Source organism: Leeuwenhoekiella sp. CH_XMU1409-2 (assembly GCF_037029365.1).
Classification (GTDB): Bacteria; Bacteroidota; Bacteroidia; order Flavobacteriales; family Flavobacteriaceae; genus Leeuwenhoekiella; species Leeuwenhoekiella blandensis.
This window is the reverse complement of sequence record NZ_JAYMEI010000027.1, coordinates 1-21,539: the sequence shown is the minus strand read 5'-3', so window position 1 is coordinate 21,539 and position 21,539 is coordinate 1. Positions and strand designations below refer to the sequence as shown.

General features: G+C 41.7%; 17 protein-coding genes. 13 read left to right on the top strand and 4 right to left on the bottom strand.

Annotated features, from left to right (window positions below):
• Window positions 1-79: 79 nt before the first annotated feature.
• The 13 genes from WA338_RS18410 to WA338_RS18350 all read left to right on the top strand — a co-directional run bounded on the left by WA338_RS18410 (window position 80) and on the right by WA338_RS18350 (window position 16,936).
• Window positions 80-454 carry a hypothetical protein gene (locus WA338_RS18410; protein WP_009778668.1) on the top strand — a complete coding sequence of 125 codons (375 nt, stop codon included), beginning with the start codon at window positions 80-82 and terminating at the stop codon, window positions 452-454.
• A gap of 200 nt (window positions 455-654) precedes the next feature.
• Window positions 655-1,857, top strand: a complete 1,203-nt coding sequence (locus WA338_RS18405) for a dipeptidase (RefSeq protein ID WP_009778669.1) — start codon at window positions 655-657, stop codon at window positions 1,855-1,857.
• A 191-nt stretch (window positions 1,858-2,048) separates the two neighbouring features.
• Entirely contained in the window at window positions 2,049-2,735 is a 687-nt protein-coding gene (locus WA338_RS18400; RefSeq protein ID WP_009778670.1) for a hypothetical protein, read from the top strand.
• Window positions 2,732-4,129, top strand: coding sequence for an alpha/beta hydrolase family protein (locus tag WA338_RS18395; protein WP_009778671.1), 1,398 nt, complete (start codon window positions 2,732-2,734; stop codon window positions 4,127-4,129). The genes WA338_RS18400 and WA338_RS18395 overlap by 4 nt, the downstream gene beginning before the upstream one ends.
• Window positions 4,130-4,219: 90 nt before the next feature.
• A complete protein-coding gene (locus WA338_RS18390) occupies window positions 4,220-5,602 on the top strand; it encodes an alpha/beta hydrolase family protein (RefSeq protein WP_040533116.1) in 1,383 nt (460 codons plus the stop codon).
• A 1,327-nt stretch (window positions 5,603-6,929) separates the two neighbouring features.
• The gene (locus WA338_RS18385) at window positions 6,930-8,321 is read left to right on the top strand and encodes a sulfatase family protein (protein WP_009778674.1); all 1,392 of its coding nucleotides are present in this window, start codon (window positions 6,930-6,932) and stop codon (window positions 8,319-8,321) included.
• Between the two features lie 1,129 nt (window positions 8,322-9,450).
• A complete protein-coding gene (locus WA338_RS18380) occupies window positions 9,451-10,035 on the top strand; it encodes a hypothetical protein (RefSeq protein ID WP_009778675.1) in 585 nt (194 codons plus the stop codon).
• Window positions 10,036-10,264: 229 nt separating this feature from the next.
• Entirely contained in the window at window positions 10,265-11,497 is a 1,233-nt protein-coding gene (locus WA338_RS18375; RefSeq protein WP_009778676.1) for a DNA cytosine methyltransferase, read from the top strand.
• Window positions 11,494-13,722: a sensor histidine kinase gene (locus WA338_RS18370; RefSeq protein WP_009778677.1), complete on the top strand. Its 2,229-nt coding sequence runs from the start codon at window positions 11,494-11,496 to the stop codon at window positions 13,720-13,722. The genes WA338_RS18375 and WA338_RS18370 overlap by 4 nt, the downstream gene beginning before the upstream one ends.
• Window positions 13,723-13,724: 2 nt before the next feature.
• Complete coding sequence (locus tag WA338_RS18365; protein WP_009778678.1) at window positions 13,725-14,840, top strand: hypothetical protein; 1,116 nt, start codon at window positions 13,725-13,727, stop codon at window positions 14,838-14,840.
• A gap of 149 nt (window positions 14,841-14,989) precedes the next feature.
• Entirely contained in the window at window positions 14,990-15,415 is a 426-nt protein-coding gene (locus WA338_RS18360; RefSeq protein ID WP_009778679.1) for a hypothetical protein, read from the top strand.
• Window positions 15,416-15,556: 141 nt separating this feature from the next.
• Window positions 15,557-15,973 (top strand): hypothetical protein, encoded by a 417-nt coding sequence (locus WA338_RS18355; RefSeq protein ID WP_009778680.1) that lies wholly within the window; start codon window positions 15,557-15,559, stop codon window positions 15,971-15,973.
• A 240-nt stretch (window positions 15,974-16,213) separates the two neighbouring features.
• A complete protein-coding gene (locus WA338_RS18350; RefSeq protein ID WP_009778681.1) occupies window positions 16,214-16,936 on the top strand; it encodes a hypothetical protein in 723 nt (240 codons plus the stop codon).
• 189 nt (window positions 16,937-17,125) lie between these two features.
• Here WA338_RS18350 and WA338_RS18345 read toward each other — a convergent pair whose 3' ends face one another.
• From WA338_RS18345 to WA338_RS18330, 4 genes are all read right to left on the bottom strand, one after another.
• Window positions 17,126-18,361, bottom strand: a complete 1,236-nt coding sequence (locus WA338_RS18345; RefSeq protein ID WP_009778682.1) for an MFS transporter — start codon at window positions 18,359-18,361, stop codon at window positions 17,126-17,128.
• A gap of 288 nt (window positions 18,362-18,649) precedes the next feature.
• Window positions 18,650-19,369, bottom strand: a complete 720-nt coding sequence (gene msrA, locus WA338_RS18340) for a peptide-methionine (S)-S-oxide reductase MsrA (RefSeq protein ID WP_009778683.1) — start codon at window positions 19,367-19,369, stop codon at window positions 18,650-18,652.
• Window positions 19,370-19,822: 453 nt separating this feature from the next.
• Complete coding sequence (locus tag WA338_RS18335; protein WP_262494744.1) at window positions 19,823-19,957, bottom strand: hypothetical protein; 135 nt, start codon at window positions 19,955-19,957, stop codon at window positions 19,823-19,825.
• Window positions 19,958-20,471: 514 nt separating this feature from the next.
• Complete coding sequence (locus tag WA338_RS18330; RefSeq protein ID WP_009778684.1) at window positions 20,472-21,233, bottom strand: DUF6503 family protein; 762 nt, start codon at window positions 21,231-21,233, stop codon at window positions 20,472-20,474.
• Window positions 21,234-21,539 lie beyond the last annotated feature (306 nt).

The window sequence follows — 21,539 nt, the reverse complement described above, 5'->3', positions numbered from 1 at the left end:
TATTCCCTGCAAAACCAATTTTAAGCCAAGGCTTGAACTTGCATCCGTAGGGCTTATTTTTGAAGTAGAATACACGAGTATGAAGGTATATGCGACTTGTAAACAGTGTAAAAATGAACTGCAGTTTCGTACAGCTACCGAAACCCGGGTGGACTTAGCGATGCGGGAAGGTAAGTATCACTCCAAGATCTGTAAGGCGTGCGGGAAGAACAATACTTTTTTTGTAAACGAACTTTATGCTAAAACCTCCAAAATCTTATTGGTGGTCGCAGGTTTGATCTTTGCACTGGGCACTAGTATTGCCTGCGTAGTCTGTTATTATGCCTTTTTAAAAAGTACCCATCTTGCTGTTGCGGGATGCTTTGGCCTGCTCTTGATACCGGGCTGGGCATGGTCTATTGTGGTGAAGGGAGATCGGGACCGTGTACGCGCATTCAACTATAGTTTTCTATAAGATACCTCAGTTTTAGCCAATGCTAAAAAACCATTCAAATAGTAATATTGTACTTGTTGAAACATATTGTGGATAATTGAATAAACAGAGGGGGAATTCCTGATTTGTTGTGATTAATTCATCATTTTTCAAGAAATGCTGATTATTAATTCATAAAAATTATTAATTTACATTTAGTAATGGTCCCAAATTCTTCCCCTATGCGTTACCTCTTTTTACTGTTATTGGCAGTAACTTCCTGTAAACAAGACACGCAAGATGCTTCAACCCAGGCTGCATATCAAGACATTCACGAGACGGCAGTGTTTATTGATACGCATAACGATATGCTCACCAAGATCGTAGAAGACAGCCTGAAGTTTGACAGCGACCTGAGCGGAATAACCCACAGCGACTTAGACCGTATGCGCACCGGCGGACTCGATGCACAGTTTTTTTCGGTGTGGAGTGATGGTACGTTGGACGAGCCGTTTGCCTACGCCAACCGGCAGATCGACAGTCTGGATGCGGTGATCGCCCGCAATCCCGATAAGATGCTGAAAGCCACAAGCAGTGCCGCGATACAAGCAGCCGTAGATCAGCACAAACTGGCCGCCTTGATCGGTGTAGAAGGTGGGCATCATATCGAGCATAGTCTTGAGAAGTTAGACAGCTTATACGATCGGGGCGTACGCTATATGACACTTACCTGGAACAACTCAACCGATTGGGCGACCAGCGCCACCGATGAGTGGGACCTGGAAGGGCAACGCAACAGCGAAGGGGAAAACGGTCTCACCGAATTTGGTGTTGCCGTGGTGCATAAGATGAACAGCCTGGGAATGCTTATCGATATTTCCCACGTGGGCGTCAATACCTTTTGGGATGTGATGTACGAGACCACCAAACCGGTGATCGCTTCGCACAGTTCGGTGATGGCACTGCATACCCATCCCCGTAATTTAAACGACGAACAACTCAAGGCGATCGCAAAGAACAAGGGGGTGGTGCAGGTGAACTTTTATTCGGCATTTATAGACAGCAGTTTTAATAAAAAGCACGAGGCCTTTATGACGCGGCATCAAAAAGTCTATGACAGCTTGATCGCTTCAGGTACTTCGGCATACGCTGCTAAAGCTTCCTTATACGAGCGCTTTCCCGAAGAGGCCGAAAAGCTGCGCGCCCCGTTTGAGGTCTTGATGCAGCATATCAACTATATTGTTGATCTGGTAGGGATTGATTATGTAGGCATCGGTTCAGACTTTGACGGGATCTCCTTTCCACCCCAACAGCTGGATGATGTAACGGCGTATCCCTTGATCACCAAAGCCTTGGTAGACAAAGGCTATAGCAAAGCAGACATTCATAAACTATTAGGCGGCAACCTCCTGCGGGTTTTAAAAGCCAATGAAGCACAACCTTAATTGGGAAAGGGGAGCTTCAGTCAACACAGCTTATATTTTTTATGGAAGCGTCACCTTGAACCTGTTTCAAGGTCTCAATAGTTTAGGTGTGGAGTGCACGACTGGCCTTATTATCAATAATTTGTGATTTTTAATTATTAATAATGATAACTTAGTGACTTGAGAAGCTTCGGCTACAACTATTTATCATCATGAAATGGATACTCCTTATATTCTTTAGCTATTCTGTAGCCCAAGCACAAGCTTTAGAAAAAGCATACGCCAAAGGTGAATATATTTATTCGGTAAAGATTTATAAGAATGAAATACAAGCGAATTATACGTTTTCCAATGAGATGACTCAGGTTAAGGAGTTAGGGGATTTATTAAATGGTGGGCAGTTTCCAGTACTGGAGCAAGTAGCTTATATAGGATTAGAGATCACAGGCCAAACCCTTTTTACTAAACAACAGATGATTCATTGGAATTATTACGATTCAAATTTTAATAGATTGAGTAAAGAGATCACAGGCTTAATTCAAAATGCTTCACGAGTATGGCTTCATCCACCTCGAACGCAAATCTTCAAAATGCTTGAATTAAATCCCTTTCCGGAGATTCGGTTTCAAGAATCCTTATGGGATACTACACTAGAAGTTGGGAGTATTTGGGGTGATGAACGTTGGAAGACTTGGGAAGGCTTGCTTACGATTAATTCAAAATATCAGTATGATAAAGCCAAAAATGAAGTTGTTGCCGAAGCAGCTACAGGTGTCGGAAAGACGCAACTCCGTTTGGAGTATGATCCTAAATTAGGTTTTAAGACTTTAGATTTTACAACGATTAACGGTCTGCGTATTCTGATGGAATTCGTCAAATTTGAAAAAGAAAAATTATGAAAAAACCACTCCTCCTCCTTTTACTCGTATTTTGTCTGACCTCTTTGTCTGCCCAAGACATCAATGGCGACTGGTTTGGTACCTTAAACGTGCAGGGGTTTAAACTGCCTTTGGTATTTCATATCAAAACCACCGATACCGCGACTACCGTAAAAATGGACAGCCCCAGTCAAAAAGCGTATGGCATTCATGCAAGTACAGCACGTTTTGAGTCTGATACCTTGTACGTAGGTCTTAAAAGTCTGGGCGCTTCCTATACCGGATTCTTTAACGGTGAGCTTTTTAACGGCAACTTTACCCAGTTGGGCAACAGCTTTCCGCTGGACCTGTATCCCGAACTTCAGGAAGAAGAACCGCTTAAGCGTCCGCAGGAACCGCAACCGCCGTTTCCGTATGCTACCGAAGAGGTGGAGTTTCAAAACGATACCGCAATGATCAAGCTGGCAGGAACTTTAAGCCTTCCACAAGGCGAGGGTCCTTTTCCGGCCGTGGTGCTCATCAGCGGTAGTGGTCCGCAAGATCGAAATGAGACCTTGATGGGGCACAAGCCTTTTCTGCTTATTGCCGACTACTTAACCCGAAAGGGCATTGCCGTATTGCGGTATGATGATCGTGGTGTGGGCGACTCTGCAGGCTTTTTCAGTTTGGCCGATTCTGCAGACTTTGCCACCGATGTGTCGGCTGCAATGGCGTATTTAAAAACTCGTCCGGAAATCAATGAACAACAACTGGGATTGATCGGTCACAGTGAGGGCGGACTCATAGCCCCGCTGGTGGCGACCCAGACTGAGGATGTTGCGTTTATGGTATTGTTGGCGGGTCCCGGAGTGCGGGGAGATCAACTGCTTTTAGAGCAGGAAGCCTTGATCGCACGTGCCAGTGGAGCTTCAGAAGAAGCGATCAAAACCGCCCAAAGCCGTAATAAGGCGCTCTTTCATTTGGTAAGCCAATTTGAAAATAAGGAGGCTCTGGCAAAAGCATTAGAAGATCAAATCAACGTGTTTATTGATGAAGAAGAACGCGTAGACTTTCCGCAGGAAATGAATCGGGAGACCTATGTAAAACAACAAGCCAACCAACTCGCCAATCCCTGGATGATGTATTTTATCAAACACAACCCTGCCTTTGTTTTAGAAAGTGTCACCTGTCCTGTCCTAGCACTCAACGGAAGCAACGACCTGCAAGTTTCGGCAGCGCAGAACCTACCCGCTATTGAAGCGGCACTCAAAGCCGGCGGAAATACACAAGTCACTATAAAAGAATTTGACGGACTCAACCACTTGTTTCAGGAAAGTGCAACCGGTGCGCCTTCAGAATATGGGGAAATCGAACAAACCATGGCACCTATCGTACTGGAAACAATCACCAACTGGATCCTGAAGCAAGTTGATTAGCTTTTTATATTTAAGAGTATACTTTGTGTTACCCGAGGCTTTACAAGCCTTATATAGGAGGATATTACTTTAACAATGGGTGTTGGTATTATGAAAAAACTATTGCTTTTTATTTTTGTTGCTTTATTTGGTAGGATCTCTTTTGCTCAGAGCATTATCGGTGACTGGTATGGTATTATAAATAGTGAAAACAGCAGTATTCCTTTGATTTTTCATTTCTCTCAAAAGAACAATATCTATAGCGCTACTTTAGATAGTCCTTTACAACAATCCTTAGGTATTGATGTTACTACTATAGATTACAATGCAGGAAAATTACACTTGGTAGTTGCGAGACACGATTTACAATATAAAGCGGTATGGTCTGGGGGTAAATTGGTTGGTAATCTTACCCAAATGAATACGGATTATTTTTTAGTGCTAACTAAAGAATCGAAACAACTACAAGAGCCTAAGTCTACTTTTCCGTATTTAACTGAGGAAGTTCGCTTTCAAAATTCTCAAGCAGAAGTAAACTTAGCAGGTTTGCTGAGCTTACCAGAGGGTAGCGGTCCATTTCCTGCAGTACTCTTATTAGGAGGCAGTGGCCCAACAGACCGTGATAATACAATAAATAGCAATCATAAGATGTTTTTGGTGCTTGCAGATTATCTCACCAGAAAGGGAATAGCAGTTTTGCGCTACGATAAACGTGGTGTAGGTGCATCAACCGGAGATTTTAATGTAGCAGGATTACAGAATTTTGCTTCAGATGCCAAAGCTGCACTACATTACCTTCAAACACTTCAGGAGATCAATACAAATCAGATTGGCTTGATAGGCCATAGTGAAGGTGGACTTCTTGCCGCCATGCTTGCTGCATCATCTAAAGAAATAGATTTTATAATAGCACTTGCAGCACCCGGTATCGATGGTGACACAAACTTTATATTGCAGAGGAAATTGATTTCAAAATCAAAAGGAATCTCAGAAAAGGAATGGCTGGCAAAACTTGATTTTTTAGAACAGGTAGTAGGTGAAGTTAAAAGCGCTGAACGTCCAAAAGAATTAGAGCGGTCTTTAAAAGAGATTGTTGTTTCTTATTTAGAGCGTACAAAAAGAGAGATACCCTATGGAATGAGTACTGAAGATTATACAGCAATGCTGGTTGATCGATATACTCATCCTTATGTTCAGGATTTAATTAAGATTGTTCCGAGGCAAAGCTTTAGACAAGTAACTTGTCCCGTATTGGCACTCAACGGAAGCAACGACCTGCAAGTTTCGGCAGCGCAGAACTTGCCCGCTATTGAAGCGGCACTCAAATCCGGTGGAAATACGCAAGTCAGTATAAAAGAATTTGACGGACTCAACCACTTGTTTCAGGAAAGTGCAACCGGTGCGCCTTCAGAATATGGGGAAATCGAACAAACCATGGCACCCATCGTACTGGAAACGATAACGGACTGGATCCTGAAGCAAACGGAAGAATAAACAGTCGGCAGTAGCAGTTTTTCAGTAACTTCTTAAAAAATACGAAAGTAGAAATACAAAATACGCTTTGCAGCGTCACTTCGAGTGATGCTTGAGCGCCGGAGCGCGAAAGGATTGTATCGAGAAGTCTCACTAGATGAGATGCTGAAACAAGTTCAGCATGACATTGTTTCCGAGCTGTCTTTCCTTATATTCCCGCGCTGCCTGTCCCAATGTCTATAGGGAATTGCATCGCGTGTTGGTTAAGCTTAAAACTAATAGGTTTTTCTTTTGAATTCGAATTTTAGCACCCTTCCTCCCGAAGCTTCGGGAGAAGGAAGGGAGTTAGCTTGTTGTGTGATCTCTCCTAACGTCGAGATGACTAGGCGCATTATACCCGAAGGGTTACACGAATTTAAACTTCCCTTGGTTCAGAATAGCTGCAAGGGCAGAGCCTTAGGAAATTAACTAATTTAAAAATAATAAAAGCTCCCCTCCTTTTTAAGGAGGGGAAAGCCCGCGCAGCTGGGCAGGGGTGGTTACCTTTTTTCTATCACAGGCGAAACCACCCCGTCTACAAGCTAGCGCTAAGGCGCATCTTGCAGCCACCCCTCCTCAAAAGAGGAGGGGAACGCTTATATTTAATACTTATGCTTGCTAAAGAAAAACAGCGACCGGAACAGATGAGATGCTGAAACGATTCTGATAGTTATCGGGAAAGAAGGGAGTTAGCTTGTTGTGTGATCTCTCCTAACGTCGAGATGACTAGGCGCATTCATACCCGAAGAGTTTCTCATTCTTTTTCTTCAGTATAGCAATGAGGCTCCGTTAAGAATTTTTGAAGCCTTGGAGAAAATTTAGGAGCCTTATTGCGGTTTTCGCCCTAAGGCGAAAAATACCTAAGAAAAAGGGTCTTTTCTTTTGTGTAGCCTGTCCTGAGCGATAGTCGAAGGATTTCTTTGGACAAGCAAAGAAAATGAATGAACATGGTTAGAAGAACATAATATCAAAATCGACGCAGGAGATTCAAGAGTTTCCATTAAATAGAAATCGCGCGATTGTATCGCGTGATAGTTTGATCTTAAACGTACAGGTTTGTTTTGTAATTACTTTCAAAAGCAGGAAGTCATTTCAACCATATCAGGAAATCACAGGTGTTGTGCTATGTAGCTGCTAGTCGAATTAGTACTAGCAAATCGACGCTAGGAAGTTCACGAGTTCCCATAAAATAGAAATCACGCGAGTAAAGAAAATGAACAGAACATCATTAAAAGCAAAATAGGTATTTCAAAAAAGAATCCTATTTTTAAACCACGCGAGAGACCAACCGCGATTTAAATACGCTTTTATGAAACGTTTACTGCTGCCTGTACTTACGGGCTTGGGTCTCTTTTGCTCGTGTGCCGAACCGCAACCGGTTCAAAAACCTAATGTGATTGTACTGTTTATTGACGATATGGGGTGGGGCGACTTCTCCTGTTTTGGCAATACCGATGCGCAAACGCCCAACATCGACCGGATGGCGGAGCAAGGCATCAGCTTTGAACAGTTTTATGTCAATTCGCCTATTTGTTCGCCTTCGCGGGTGGCCATCTCCACAGGCACTTACCCACAGCGGTGGGACATCACTTCGTTCTTGGCCCACCGGGAATATAATGAAGAACGCGGACTCGCACAGTGGCTCGATCCCGAAGCGCCAATGCTGGCACGCAGCCTGCAACAGCACGGGTATGCTACGGGACATTTTGGAAAATGGCATATGGGCGGGCAACGCGATGTGACCGAAGCGCCGGCCATCACCCAATACGGTTTTGATGCATCCCTTACCAATTTTGAAGGTATGGGCCCCAAGCTGCTACCACTTACCAAAGATGAGAACGGCACCATAGGTCGCATTTGGGCAGATGCCGAAATTTTGGGCGGACCGGTCACCTGGATGCAGCGCTCGGAGATCACCACAGGCTTTGTAGATAAAGCTTTGGAGTTTATGAAAGCCAGCCAAACCAAAGACCAACCTTTCTACGTCAACATCTGGCCCGATGATGTGCACAGCCCATACTGGCCGCCGTATGAAGAATATGGAGTGGCAAAAGAACAAGGCAAACGCGGCTTGTACCTGGCGGTGCTCGAAGCTTTAGACCAACAGGTAGGCAAGCTTTTTGACTACATTCAAAACGATGAACAACTCAGAAACAATACGCTGGTATTGATCTGTTCGGATAACGGACCCGAAAAAGGTGCGGGGCGTGCGGGCGGACTCAAAGGCTATAAGACGCATTTGTATGAGGGAGGCATTCGCTCGTCGCTCATCGTCTGGGGACCCGGTCTTATCGCTCCCGAAGCGGTGGGTACCCGAAATGCAAGCTCGGTGTTTTCGGCGATCGATCTGGTGCCGACTATATTAGAAGTTACCGGTACTCCCGTAGCCGACAGCATCACCTACGACGGCGAGGCACTTACCGAAACCTTACTAGGAAAAACACAGGCTTCCCGAACAGCGCCTATTTTTTACAGCCGTCCGCCGGATCGTAAAAACTACTACGGCTTTACCGAACTACCCGATCTGGCGATGCGTGACGGAGCCTATAAACTCTTATGCGATTACGACGGCAGCCGTCCCGAACTCTACAACCTCGAGACCGACGCCGCTGAAACAACAAACCTCGCCACCGCACAACCCGACCGCACTGCTGCCATGACGCAGAAGTTGTTGAAGTGGTATGCTGAGGTACAGGAGTAGGTTTTTAGACATGAGATTTTAGATTTGAGACGTTAGAATAAAGAGAAAAGAGAAAAGACGTTTTGAAAATACGAAAGTAGAAATCGGAAAAACAGTGGGCAGTAGCAGTTTTCAGTCTTCAGTTTGTGGTAGATAGACTTGAGATTTTAGACTTGAGACAAAAGAGAATAGAACAAAGCGTAAAGACAGTGTGATATACGAAAGTACAAAGTAAGAAATACAAAATACGAAATACAACGCCCTGTCACTTCGAGTGATGCTTGAGCGCCGGAGCGCGAAAGGATTGTATCGAGAAGTCTCACTAGATGAGATGCTGAAACAAGTTCAGATGACATTGTTTTCGAGCTGTCTTTCCTTATGTTCCCGCGCTGCCTGTCCCAATGCATATAGGGAATTGCATCGCGTGTTGGTTAAGCTTAAAACTAATAGGTTTGTCTTTTGAGTTCGAATATTAGCGCCCTTCCTCCCGAAGCTTCGGGAGAGAAGGGAGTTAGCCTGTTGTGTGATCTCTCCTAATGTCGAGATGACTAGGCGCATTCATACCCGAAGGGTTTCCGCTTCTTTTTCTTCAGTATAGCGAGAAGGCTCCGTTAAGAATTTTTGAAGCCTTGGAGAAAATTTAGGAGCCCTATTGCGGTTTTCGCCCTAAGGCGAAAAATACCTAAGAAAAAGGGTCTTTTCTTTTGTGTAGCCTGTCCTGAGCGATAGTCGAAGGATTTCTTTGGACAAGCAAAGAAAATGAACATAACATGACTCTAAGTCACAATCATAAAAACTAAAAAAATCAATAAAAACACACCTTAACCCTCACATTACTCCTACCAATACCCACCTCCAAAAACACCTGCTTTATTCAAAAAACAACAAGTAAAAACCTTGTGTTTTAAAAGCAAAAAACAAAGGTTTGGATAGGGTTTTGTTCGGTTGTCCTTCGGGTCTCCTTCGGTACTGGTTCGGTAAAAGGGGGTGTTTACCGAACAACACCCGAACAACACTGGGAGAACACCCGAACAAAGGGGCTTTTGAGGCTATACTATAACTCAAAATAATAAAATTAAAGGGTTGGAACACCTAAAACACATAAATTGAATATCTTGTAATTCAAGAACCCAAGCTTTAAACCCGCGTTATGCCCAAGCTAACCAACAGGCCTTACTTTAAAGGCAAGACCGTATTTATCGTTTCGCTGCTGGTGATCGGGGTAACGGCCTTGACGGTTTGGTTAACCGGGATCCAGTATCACCGAGCGCTTACGACCAACTTTTACCTTGCTCTAGGGGTCATTGGGAGTATCTTGTTTGTATTTATGAGCTACGGACTCTACAAAGGCGTGGGGCTCAAAGATGATTTCCCTAAATACCGTAGCTATAAAACCGGTACGTTTATGGAGTATGACGCTGTGGGCAGGTTTAAAATGCCTGATACTGATGTGGGAGATGGCCTGGCAGGCGTGGTGCTGAGTATCCTGCTCTGGGTGGTTATGGGCATCGTGTTTCTCTTGCTGTTGCTCTTTTTAGAAGTGCTCTTTTGGTTTTCGCTATTCATCCTGATTATGATGCTGTATTGGGTGTTTTTTAGCGCCTTAAAACAGGTGTTTAACAAAGCTGAGCAAACCCGTGGCAACCTCTTTTTAGCACTGACCTATGCCTTGGGTTATACGCTGCTATATACCGGATGGCTCTTTGGGATCGTGTTTTTAAGTACTGTAATTTAGAAGAGAAGGGGGTGTTTTCCCCCTTTATGTGTATAAACTACAAGTATTTACGGGATTCTGTAGAGTACAATTATATTTTGTTTATAAATTGACTAAAAATATGACTACTTACGGAAGATTTTAAACCATTTCAAATAAGTACTTTCGTATTATTTTCATAATTTTTAAAAGTTAAGGGGTGTTACCCGTAGATTTTCAGGTCTGTTGGGTAAATCCATATTAATATAGAATGAGGCAACTAAACTTTATAGATCTTTTTTCGGGGGCTGGGGGGCTTTCAGAAGGTTTCATTAATGCTGGATTTGAGCCTATTGCTCATGTCGAAATAGATGCTAAAGCCTGCGAAACTTTAGAGACTAGGCTTATATATCATAAATTAAAATCAGAAGATAAACTAAAGGATTACTATAAGTACATATTAGGGGATATTTCGCGGAGTGACTTTTTAGAAAAAAATAGTTCTTCGACTATTTCAAATTCGGTGATAAATACCGCAATTGGAGGTGATAATAACAAAGTGATATTTGCAAAAATAGACAACCTCGTTAAGGGCAAGCCGGTTGACTTAATTGTTGGAGGACCTCCTTGTCAAGCTTACTCGTTAGTTGGACGCTCTCGGGATAAAAATAAGATGAAGGATGACCCAAGGAATTTTTTATACAAGGAATACGCCAAATTCTTAAAAAAGTATCAACCAAAAGTGTTTGTTTTTGAAAATGTTATGGGGTTGATTACTGCGGAAAGCGGTAGCTATTTTAAAAATATGCAAGCTTATTTTAAGCGCATAGGTTATGAGTTAGATTATACCATTCAAAAATCTGAACATTTTGGTGTTTTACAGAAAAGAAGAAGGATTATCCTAATAGGATGGCAAAAGGGTTTTAGCTTTCAATATCCGTCTTTTACAAAGGTTAAGGAAAAGTATACTTTAGATCAGATACTCTCAGATTTAAAAAAGCTTAAACCGGGAGAACAAAATAATGTTACAAAATATACGGGGCAGATTACGCCGTATTTAGAGAAGTATGAGTTAAGAAACGGGGTTGACTTTGTGACGCAACATATCGCAAGGCCTCATAATGAACGGGATTTAAAAATATATAAGATCGCCATAAACAAATGGCTAAAAGAATCTGAACGCCTAAAATACCCTGATCTACCTTCTAAACTCAAAACCCATAAAAATGAAAAAGCATTTGTAGATCGTTTTAAAGTAGTTGATATAAAAGGATTGTCACATACTATGGTTGCACATATTGCAAAAGATGGACATCATTATATCTACCCAGATACAAAGCAAGTTCGATCTATATCAGTTCGTGAAGCTGCTCGAATTCAATCTTTCCCTGATGACTATTATTTTGAGGGAGGAAGAACTGCTGCTTTTAGACAAATTGGGAATGCTGTTCCACCTTTAATGGCAAAAAAAATTGCTAATAAAATTAAAAAACAGCTTCAATGAGCGATGATTTAACATACAAGATTAGACCAGCAGCTAGATTGATTCATACAATCGGTAGCGATTTAATAGGAGATTCTTATGCTGCATTGGTTGAACTAGTCAAAAATTCATACGATGCAGACGCCACGAAAGTCGACATTGTTTTTAAATACACCGAAATTGACAATGAACAGGCTTTGATTATTTCTATTAAAGATGATGGTCATGGAATGGATTTCGACACAGTAATTAATAAATGGCTAGTTCCAGCAACCAACGATAAGCTCAAGAGAAAAGTGAGTAAAAATGGTTCAAGAACCTTGCAAGGGAGAAAAGGTATTGGTCGTTTTGCTGCTTCCATTTTAGGTCAAGAAATGACACTTTCTACAGTTGATGCAAATGGTGAAAAATCTGAGGCTGTTATTGACTGGAGAATTTTTAAAACAGATGAATTTCTTGAGAACATAGAACTTCTCATTGAGAAGAAAGAAACTCAAGAGGCCTCTGGAACAGATATTTTAATTATTGCTAAAGATGAAAAATATGAAGAAATAGTTATTGATGAAAATGGTGATGAAAAAGTCATTGAAAAAATAGATACTAAACTATCTTATTGGAATAGAGATACACTAAACCAATTGGTCAGTGAATTAAGGAAGCTTATTTCACCATTTAATGAATCAATTGAAGACAAATTCAAGATAAATTTGTCATTTAAGAATTCACCATTTAAAGATATTGATGATAATATAAAAATTGAGACGTATCCTATCATAAAATATTATGATTATCGTGTGTCAGGAACAATATCTGATAAAGGAAAGGCAAATCTATTGTTTGAAAACAATGTAAATCCTGAAGTTGTCCAAACTGAAAAGATTGAGAAAAATTTAGAAATATCAGAATCGAGTAAATTTTGTGGCGAAGTTAAAATAGATTTTAGAGTTTTTGACCGTGAACCTGAAGCTATTGAAAACCTAATAAACAAAGGACTAATTAATCCAGTTTCAAAGGTTCTTATGGGCAAAAGAGAGGCAAGAAATCAACTTAATGAGGTCTATGGTGTAAATATTTATAAGAATTCATTTAGGATTAGACCTTACGGTAATAAGGGTGTTGATTGGCTTGGGCTTGACAAAAGCAGAGTTCAAAGTTTTGCCGATAGAGTAAGTAATAATCAAATCGTTGGATTTGTCACAATCCAATCAGAGGAAGCATCAGGATTAGAAGAAAAAAGTGCAAGAGATGGTTTAAAAGAGAATGAGTTTTATTCTGGATTGGTTGAGCTTTCTCAAAAGGCACTTTCAGAGTTAGAGGAAAGAAGATATGGGTTTAGATTAAAAAGTAAAAAAAGCAGAGGTGAAACGTCTAAAATTCAAGATAAAATAAATACGCTTTTTAGCCTAACGGATGTTAAGTCTTCAATTGGTAAAACACTATCTGAGTTTAAAATAGACGAGAATGCAATTGACGAGATTGAAAATATATTAACCAAAGAAGAGGCTAAGAAAGCTGAACTCAAAGAGGAAATTGAAAAAACAATAGCCATTTATCAAGGTCAAGCAACTCTAGGTAAAATTGTCAACTTTATTCTTCACGAAGGTAGAAAGCCATTGCAGTTCTTCAATTCTGAAACTAAGATAATGGAGCGTTACTTAAAATTCTATCGAGCACAACCAACTGAAGAGGACTATGAACGCCTAGTAAAAAGCATAAATGGATTTAAGATGAATAGCAAGTTTATTTCGACTCTATTTAAGCGAATATCACCTCTAGCCAAACTAAAGAGGGAGAAAAAGTCTGACTTTTCAGTTATTCGTGTTATTAACGAGAGTTTAGATGTTTTCAAATCAAGTATTGAAGAAGCAAATATTAAAATTGACATTGTTGGAGATGAAAGGGTAGAAATTTTTGGTTGGTCAGAAGATTTGTATATCGCTTTAACAAACCTAATTGAAAACAGTGTTTATTGGTTAGGTATATCCAAGACAGTTGAAAAGAAAATTGTAATAGAAGTTATTCAAAATAAAGACTCTGTTATTATCGACTATAAGGACACTGGTCCAGGCTTAACAGATTTGGAAATTGAATCTGGAGCCATTTTTGAACCTGGTTATTCTAAGAAAATTGAAGGAACTGGTCTTGGTTTAGCCATTGCTGGGGAAGCATCAGATAGGCTCAATGGTGAACTTTCGGCTAGAAAAAGTGATAACGGAGTGAACTTCCAAATTGAAATCAGCAAATAAATATGGAAGAGTTAAAAATATTAATTGTTGAAGATGATAAGGCAATCTACGACGATGTATACAAAACCAATATTGACTTATTCAATAGAGAAAATGAGGAATATCAAATCAACCAGCTTTGGATACAAAGTAAGGATGAGGCTATTGTAGCACTAAAAAATTCTGAGAATATATTTGATGGTGCGATTGTAGATTTAGACTTAATAGGTTCGGGAGGAACAGATACTTCTGGAAACGAGGTTGTCAAAGAAATCAAAGAGAATTTACGCTTTCCGACCTTTGTAATCACAGGAACCCCTTATCACATCTCAGATGAATTGAATGTACCAAGTTCAGTTTTTAGAGTTTTTCAGAGAGATGAGGTAGATGTTATGGATACTCTTGATAAATTCAAGACAATCAAAGCTACAGGTATTCTTAACCTTTTAAATCGGAAGGGAAAAATTGAAGAATTAATCCAAAACATTTTCTGGAATCACATTTCAACTTCTTTAGACAATTGGGCTCTAGATAACAAACGAACTTCAACAGAGAAAGAAGACTCACTTCTACGTTACACCATTTTACATATGTTGGAGTATTTAGATGAAAGCAAAATACATCCAAGCGAGTTTTATATAACAAGGCCTGTAAGAGAAAACCTTTCAACAGGTGACTTAATCTTACTAGACGATGTTCGATACGCTGTACTAACTCCAGCATGTGATTTTGTTTACCATAGAGGAAAAAGAAAAGTAGAAAAAGTGTTTTTACTTAGGATAAAAGAACTAGAGGAGATTTCAGAGTTTAAAAAGTTAAAGGACATTGAAAAATTTGAAGATCTTAGTGGAACAAAAAAATCTGAGCTTTCAAAATTAATCACTAATAGTGCTAAGCCATACTATCATTATATCCCAAGACATAGTTCTATCAATGCTGGAATAATTGATTTTCAAGATAAATACTCAATACCAGTAGAAGAATTAGAGCAAAAAATTAACACAAAAGCTGCGGATAACTTTGCTACGATTTCAATGCCATTTTTAAAAGACTTGATTGAGAGATACTCAAGTTACTATGCTCGACAAGGTTCGCCAGATTTTGACTCAGATGAAATTATAGAATCATTAATTAGATAAGACTATAAAAGTTTATTATGATAATTTTTTTATTTGGCGATTGAAATATAATCCAAAATTATTTCGATACACCACATAAAACAGCCTATTCCCTCCTTTGATCCCTAGACTTTTACTAGTTTTAAACTTCATCAATCAAAAACAACCTTATGAATACATTCAGCATCAAATACCTAAGTCTTGTGGCAGGTATCTTTGTTTTGTTCCAATCGTGTAAAGAGCAAAAAGAAGCAGCAGACCCCATTACCTATACAGTAAATGAAATCGTTGGTACTTGGGATCTCCTACCAGAAGGGCGAGATAAGGGCGCGGCAGCCATTAGCAGCGCAGACTTGTTAGCCAATCACGTGGCGCAACTGCGGTTTACTGACAGTACAGGCGTTCATGAGTATACCGGGAGTTGGGGACTACCGGAAGATGAGGAAGTTTCAGGGAGCAAACTCCCGGATTATGATTTAATGATACAGTACAACCCCACGCCTTCACATACCATGCGCTACCTTGGATTGTTACGTGAGGAAAACATGCATTTGGTCTTTTTGGCGGCTGGTTTTTCTATGCAAAAACAGAAGTAAGTTTTTTGCATACGTTCGCTATAGCTACAGGTTGCGTTTAGAACGTGTGCTGCCGTGTTTCCTATAAATAAAATAGCCTATTGCTACCTTTGATTCCTAGGCTTTTAGTAGTTTTAAAGTGCATCAATCTAATACAAATCTATGTATCGTTTTAGCTTTAAAAGCGTAAACCTGTTGCTAGGGGTCTTAGTTCTTTTGACCAGTTGCTTAGAAGTCAAGGAAGACGACCGCTATCCCTATACGCAGGACGAACTGATGGGTGCCTGGGAAACGGAGATTCCGCTACATCAAGATGAATGGACGGGGATTACCGGAGTAGATCTTCAAGCCAATAATCAAGCAACCATACATCTGGTGGATATGTCTGGGGCGCATGAGTATACCGGAAGTTGGGAGGCTTCAGGAACTCAGGATTTAAAAGTGATGGAATTCTCCTATGATCTGAAAATAGAGTACACCGATCCTGAAATGACCAGGATACACTTAGGGAATGTTTATGTCAAAGACGATCAGCTGGTCTTTTCCAGTTCTAAACTAACCTTACATAAACAGGAGTAGGGCGTTTGTCACCCTGAGCTTGTCTCAGGGTCGCACAAGTAGCTTTTTGCAAGCAGGTTAATGAGATGCTGAAAAGTGTTCAGCGTGAGGTTTACATTAGGCTGTAGTCTTTAATATTGAATTTTAAACTTTGAATCTTGAATTTAGGAATGCACTTCGACAAGCTCAGTGTGACACGCTCGATGTGACAGCTAATTCTATTTATTATTGATGATTTCTTATTTTGTTTAGTTTTACAGTATGCTAAAACAACTACTATTACTACTTCTGGTTACATTAAGTCACCAAGCTATTGCTCAAAAAGGAAAAGCAGTACTTATTCTAAAAGACAGCACACGTGTAAATGGATATGGCGAGATTAGTGGTGTTTCTACCACGGTTTCGATTATGTTTGAAAATGATACGTTGCGATGGAAAAAATACAATGGCAAAGACCTGATCGGGATTGATATTCTGGAGCATAATTATTACCGTAAATTCAGATATAAATACATAGATGGTGGAAAATACCCTAGAGCTTTAGAGGTGGTTTCTCTCGATAGTTTAAGTCTGTATGTAAAATTGTACGAAGGCAGAGCGCTATCCAATTCTTTTGTAAGCGTGCCACAACCAACAGGTGACTTGGCCAAGCCGCAAACCATTATCCTAGAAGATGGTAAGGAAGTACCTGTGGCATCGAGTCGTAATCTCTATAATGAAATTAACCTTCCCCGATACAGCTACTATGTAGGATATGGAGAAAGCGATCAGGTAGAACATCTGTACACCAAAGGAATTCCTTTTGCAAAGAGTTTTAAAAAAGCGATGACCATGTACTTTGAAAACTGCCCTGAATTGTTGGAAAAGGTAGAAAACAAAGAGTTTTCAAATACCCAACTAGGTGAGGTATTGGATTTTTACAATTCAAGGTGTTTGAAAGCAGATAGTACAAAGGATCGCGATACTGATACTATTTCAGGATAGCGTGTGGCACCACCCCTCCTCCGTAAGGAGGGGAGCTTTTTGTTTTGTTTGCTTTCAACTTTGAATTTTAGCCTTTGAATCTTGAATTTAGGAATGCACTTCGACAAGCTCAGTGTGACACGCTCGATGTGACACTTCCAACAGAAAACAACAAACTGTAAACCGAAAACAACAAACCGAAAAACCGTATTAGCCTTGAACCTTCAACACGCTTTGGCGTTTCCGCAGGTCGCGTTTTTTAAAGTAGCGAAGCGAAAAGAAGATCACTACGGCCAGTGGGGCGGCGATGAGCAGGTAGCGGAGGGCCATATCCTTGGTATCGGCAATGCTTCCGGAGTGGGAGATCACAAAGCTGCCCATCGAGGTAATGATGTACAGGAGCCCGCCCATAAGTCCGCCGGCGATGCCTGCGTTTCCGGGAAAGAACACCATATTCTGCGTAAAGTAATTGGTAAACAAAAACCCGGAGCAGATGTGCACGATAAAGGCAAAACCTACGAGCAGCACCAGATTGTCGATCATACTGCCTAAGCCGATAAAGAGGCCTATCAATACAAGTTGCGTTAGTGATACCAGACGGATCTTTTTAGTAAAGTTCACCGGCGTAAAACGCTTGCTTAAGATTCCACCGATCATCCAGGCAAAGCCTAAAACGAGGGTGCAATAGCCAATGATCACAGCGTTGTAATTAAAATGCTGTTCTACCACAAACGGCCCTGCGATGTTGAACACCATCACCACCGAATAGGCACAGCCCAAAACGGCGATGCCTAAGATAAAACCGGGGTTCTTCAGCATGGCCAGATACAGCAAGCCGGTTTTCTTGAGGTTGAATTTCTTGTAGTTGCGTATGGTCTCCCCGCTGAACACGAGTTCGCCTACAAACAGGATGGCCGCATAGATCGCGAGGAAGTAAAAGTTAGACTGCCAGCCCAGATGCTCTTCGAGGAAGCCCCCTAAAAAAGGCGCGATGATGGGTCCGCAGCTCCATACAATAGTAAAGTAGCTGAGGTAGTGTTTTCGTTTTTCATCGTCAAAGAGGTCAACAAAATAGGCACGTTTGGCGACTACAATAAAGGCGGTGGCGATCCCTTGTACGATACGCAGCACACTGATCACCAGCACTTCGCCGGTAAAGGTCACGGCGAGGCTGCTTAGCAGCAATACGGCCAGCGAGATCAGCATAGGTTTGCGCCGGCCTACACTGTCGGCTACCGGGCCTACAAACAATTGGGAGAACCCGTAACTCAGAAAAAAACAGGTGAGTGTCAACTGAATACTTTGTTCTGAAACGCTGAGGTTGCGTGCCATTGATGGAAACGACGGCAGGTAGATGTCGGTCATAAAGCCCGAAAGCGGAATCGACAAAAAGGTAAGTATCGTAGCGATCTTTTTACGTTGAGGGGAAGCGTCGCGTAAATGCATGTAAAAAAGGAGTATTGACGTTAGGGTGCTGCAAAGCTACTACATAAAGAAGAAGGATATACTGATGCCTTGAAGCTTTGTATGCGTTTTAACGGAAGTGCCAGACGCGCGGTTGTCTGGCGGTGCCATTACACTACCTCAGGGCAGACCTATGAGGCGTTGGTTGGAAACGAATTTTTAAATTCGACGTAAGTCTCGGAGTATTAAACCCTTTGGCGGCGCCAAATAAAAAAGCCCTCTCCGTGTTGAAAGGGCTTAGGGCTTCTTTTTTCTTCTTCATAGTTCAGCCTAGTGGCTGTTCGCTTTTAAAAGTTCAGGAAACTTTTCTTTAAAACGGTTGATACGCGGTATCGATACGTTTTGGATATATGGGTTTTCCGGATGCTGTACCTCGTAGTTTTGATGATAGGCTTCTGCGATCCAGAACTTCTCAAAAGGCTTGATCTCTGCGGCTACCGGTTCGCCCAATGCTTTTTCCAAAGCAGCTTTCTTTTGTTCGATGATCTGTTTTTCGGCATCATTCTGATAAAAAATGATCGAACGGTATTGCGAACCTTGGTCCGGTCCCTGACCGTTTACCTGTGTTGGGTTTTGCGAACCGAAATACACATCAACGAGTTGGCTAAAGCTGATCACACTAGGATCATAGATCACCTTAACCGATTCGGCGTGTCCCGTACGGCCGGTATTGCTCTCCTCGTAGGTTGGGTTCTTGGTATGTCCACCGGCATAGCCCGAAACGGCTTCGTCTACACCTTTTACACTTTCATACACCGCTTCTACACACCAGAAACATCCGCTGGCAAAATAGGCGGTTGCCCGGTCCTGAGGCACCGGTGTTTCGGCAGGCATCGCAGCCTCTTCGGCAGTACCTGTGGTGTTGAGCGCAACAGCCTCGGTGGTCTGCGCGCTGTCTGTATTTTTAGGCGTATCGGCACAACCTGTGAACAACAAGCTCAAAGCAATAGTTGCAGCCAATAACGCGGAAAGAATGATTCTGTTTTTCATCGCACTTTTAAATATAAACGTAAGTTCTACTTCGTTGGTTTTATAGACGCAAAGGTGCAGCTAAACTTTCTTAATAGGGTACTAAAATTTGAGATGAAATGATAAAGTGTTTTTAAAATCGTGTTTGTTCATTTTCTTTGCTTGTCCAAAGAAATCCTTCGACTATCGCTCAGGACAGGCTACACAAAAGAAAAGACCCCCTCGCTAAGGAATTTTTTGCCTTATCAGGCAAAAACCGCTTTGTCAGCTCCGCGTCGCTACTTACGTTTTTCTAAGAGTAGTTCTTACTTGAAGTAAAGTAATCCATATCAAAGCCAACGCGCCACCTGGCTCATTCGCTAAAAAGGTCTACTAGACCTTTCCTTAGCGCTCTGCCCTTGCAGCTATTCTGAACCGAGGGAATTATGATTTCGTTAAACTCTTCGGGTATGAATGCGCCTAGTCATCTCGACGTTAGGAGAGATCACACAACAAGCTAACTCCCTTCTCTCCCGAAGCTTCGGGAGGAGAAGGGCTGGGGATGAGGGATACAGTATGCGATTTCTCCCGATGGTCAAAATGACCGCCTGCTTCAAGAGGTTGCTTCAAAAAATCCTCGAGTTGAGATCTAACGAACACGCGATACAATTCCCTATATGCATTGGGACAGGCAGCGTGGGAACATGGGAATTCGTGTAACTCTTCGGGTATGAAGACTGTCACTTCGAGTGACTGAATACCAGCGGTAGCAGGGATTCAGTTGTATCGAGAAGTCTTTGAAGTCAGTGAGTTTATAGTTACCCTTATTGCTGTCTCGAAAACTTCTCGATACAACCCTTTCGCGCTAAGGCGCTCAAGCATCACTCGAAGTGACAGGGCGAAGCGTATTTCATATTTCCAATTTCTACTTTCGTATTTGACGCTGTCCTTTCTCTTTATTCTCTTCTCTTTTGTCTCTCCTCTATCCACCGCAAACTGAAGACTGCTACTGCCAACTTTTTTATGGCTTCAAAAATTCTTAATGGAGCCTTATTGATATACTAAAGAAAAAGATATTAACCCTCCGGGTAAGGGGCTTTAGTCTTTTTTCTATTATCTCTTCTCTTTTGTTTTAAATCTAAAATCATTTAGCATAAAACCCCTTCGGTTTTGACGCAGTACTGAGGCTTACTTGTTCAAAACGTACGGTACTTCGGGGTTGGGTGGGGATGCCGTTCTCTACGGTGTACCAACTGATCGCGTGCGGTAACACGATGCCTTCAACTTCCTGCCAGTCGTGGTAGGCGATGTAATTCACGCGGTCTGATTTTTTGGCAGCGCCAAAGGTAGCAGTATACCCCAGCCAGCGCATCTGGTGGGTGTTGGGGTCGTAATACAGGTAATATTCATCGTTAGACGAAGCGCCAATGTTGGCTTCAAACTGCATCTTGATCCCGGGATAGGCGGTGTCTGCTACCTGCAGGGCTTCGGTTTTTTCATAAATGATCCCTTCATCTGCGAGCACAAAGGGCATGGCATAGAAGTAAAACATCAGGTTGTGGTAAAATGCAGCATTGCCTTTATAGATCGAATCTGGGTCTTTGACCCATACTTCCTTGCCGTCATAGCCTATGGTCGCCGTACCGATGGCCAAACGGTCTTTACGCGAATGCAGATCGATGGTGTGGACTTCTTCAGTGCCTTGTTCGGGAACGAGCGTATAGCTTAAGGTTTTAAAAGCATCCCAATCGGCAAGTGTACCGTGCGCGTCCAGCACCTTACTGAAATGTGCAGGATAGCGTTCAGGAGTTTCCGTCACCGGGGCTACCGGCTGCTCTTTTTTGGAGTTGTTAGAATTGCATGAAAGCGTCAGGATAAAAAGACCGAGGAGGAGTAAAGCGCGCATACTAAGGTTTTGGTTGTGAGTTGCTTTAGTCTGCGTGTTTTGGGAATGCTTACAATAGGAGGAGTATTTAGATTTTAGACATGAGAGGTGAGAGGTGAGAGGGTAGACTAAAGAATCGTTTAAAATCATGTTTGTTCATTTTTTTGCTACCGCTCCTGTCCTTTGGAGTTTCCCGTACCTATTCTGAACCGAGGGAAGTCTGAATTCGTGTAACTCTTCGGGTATGAAGACTGTCACTTCGATTTCTATGACAATTCCAAGCGGTTTTTATAATTTGTTTGATTTTTAATTAATGCCATAGCGATG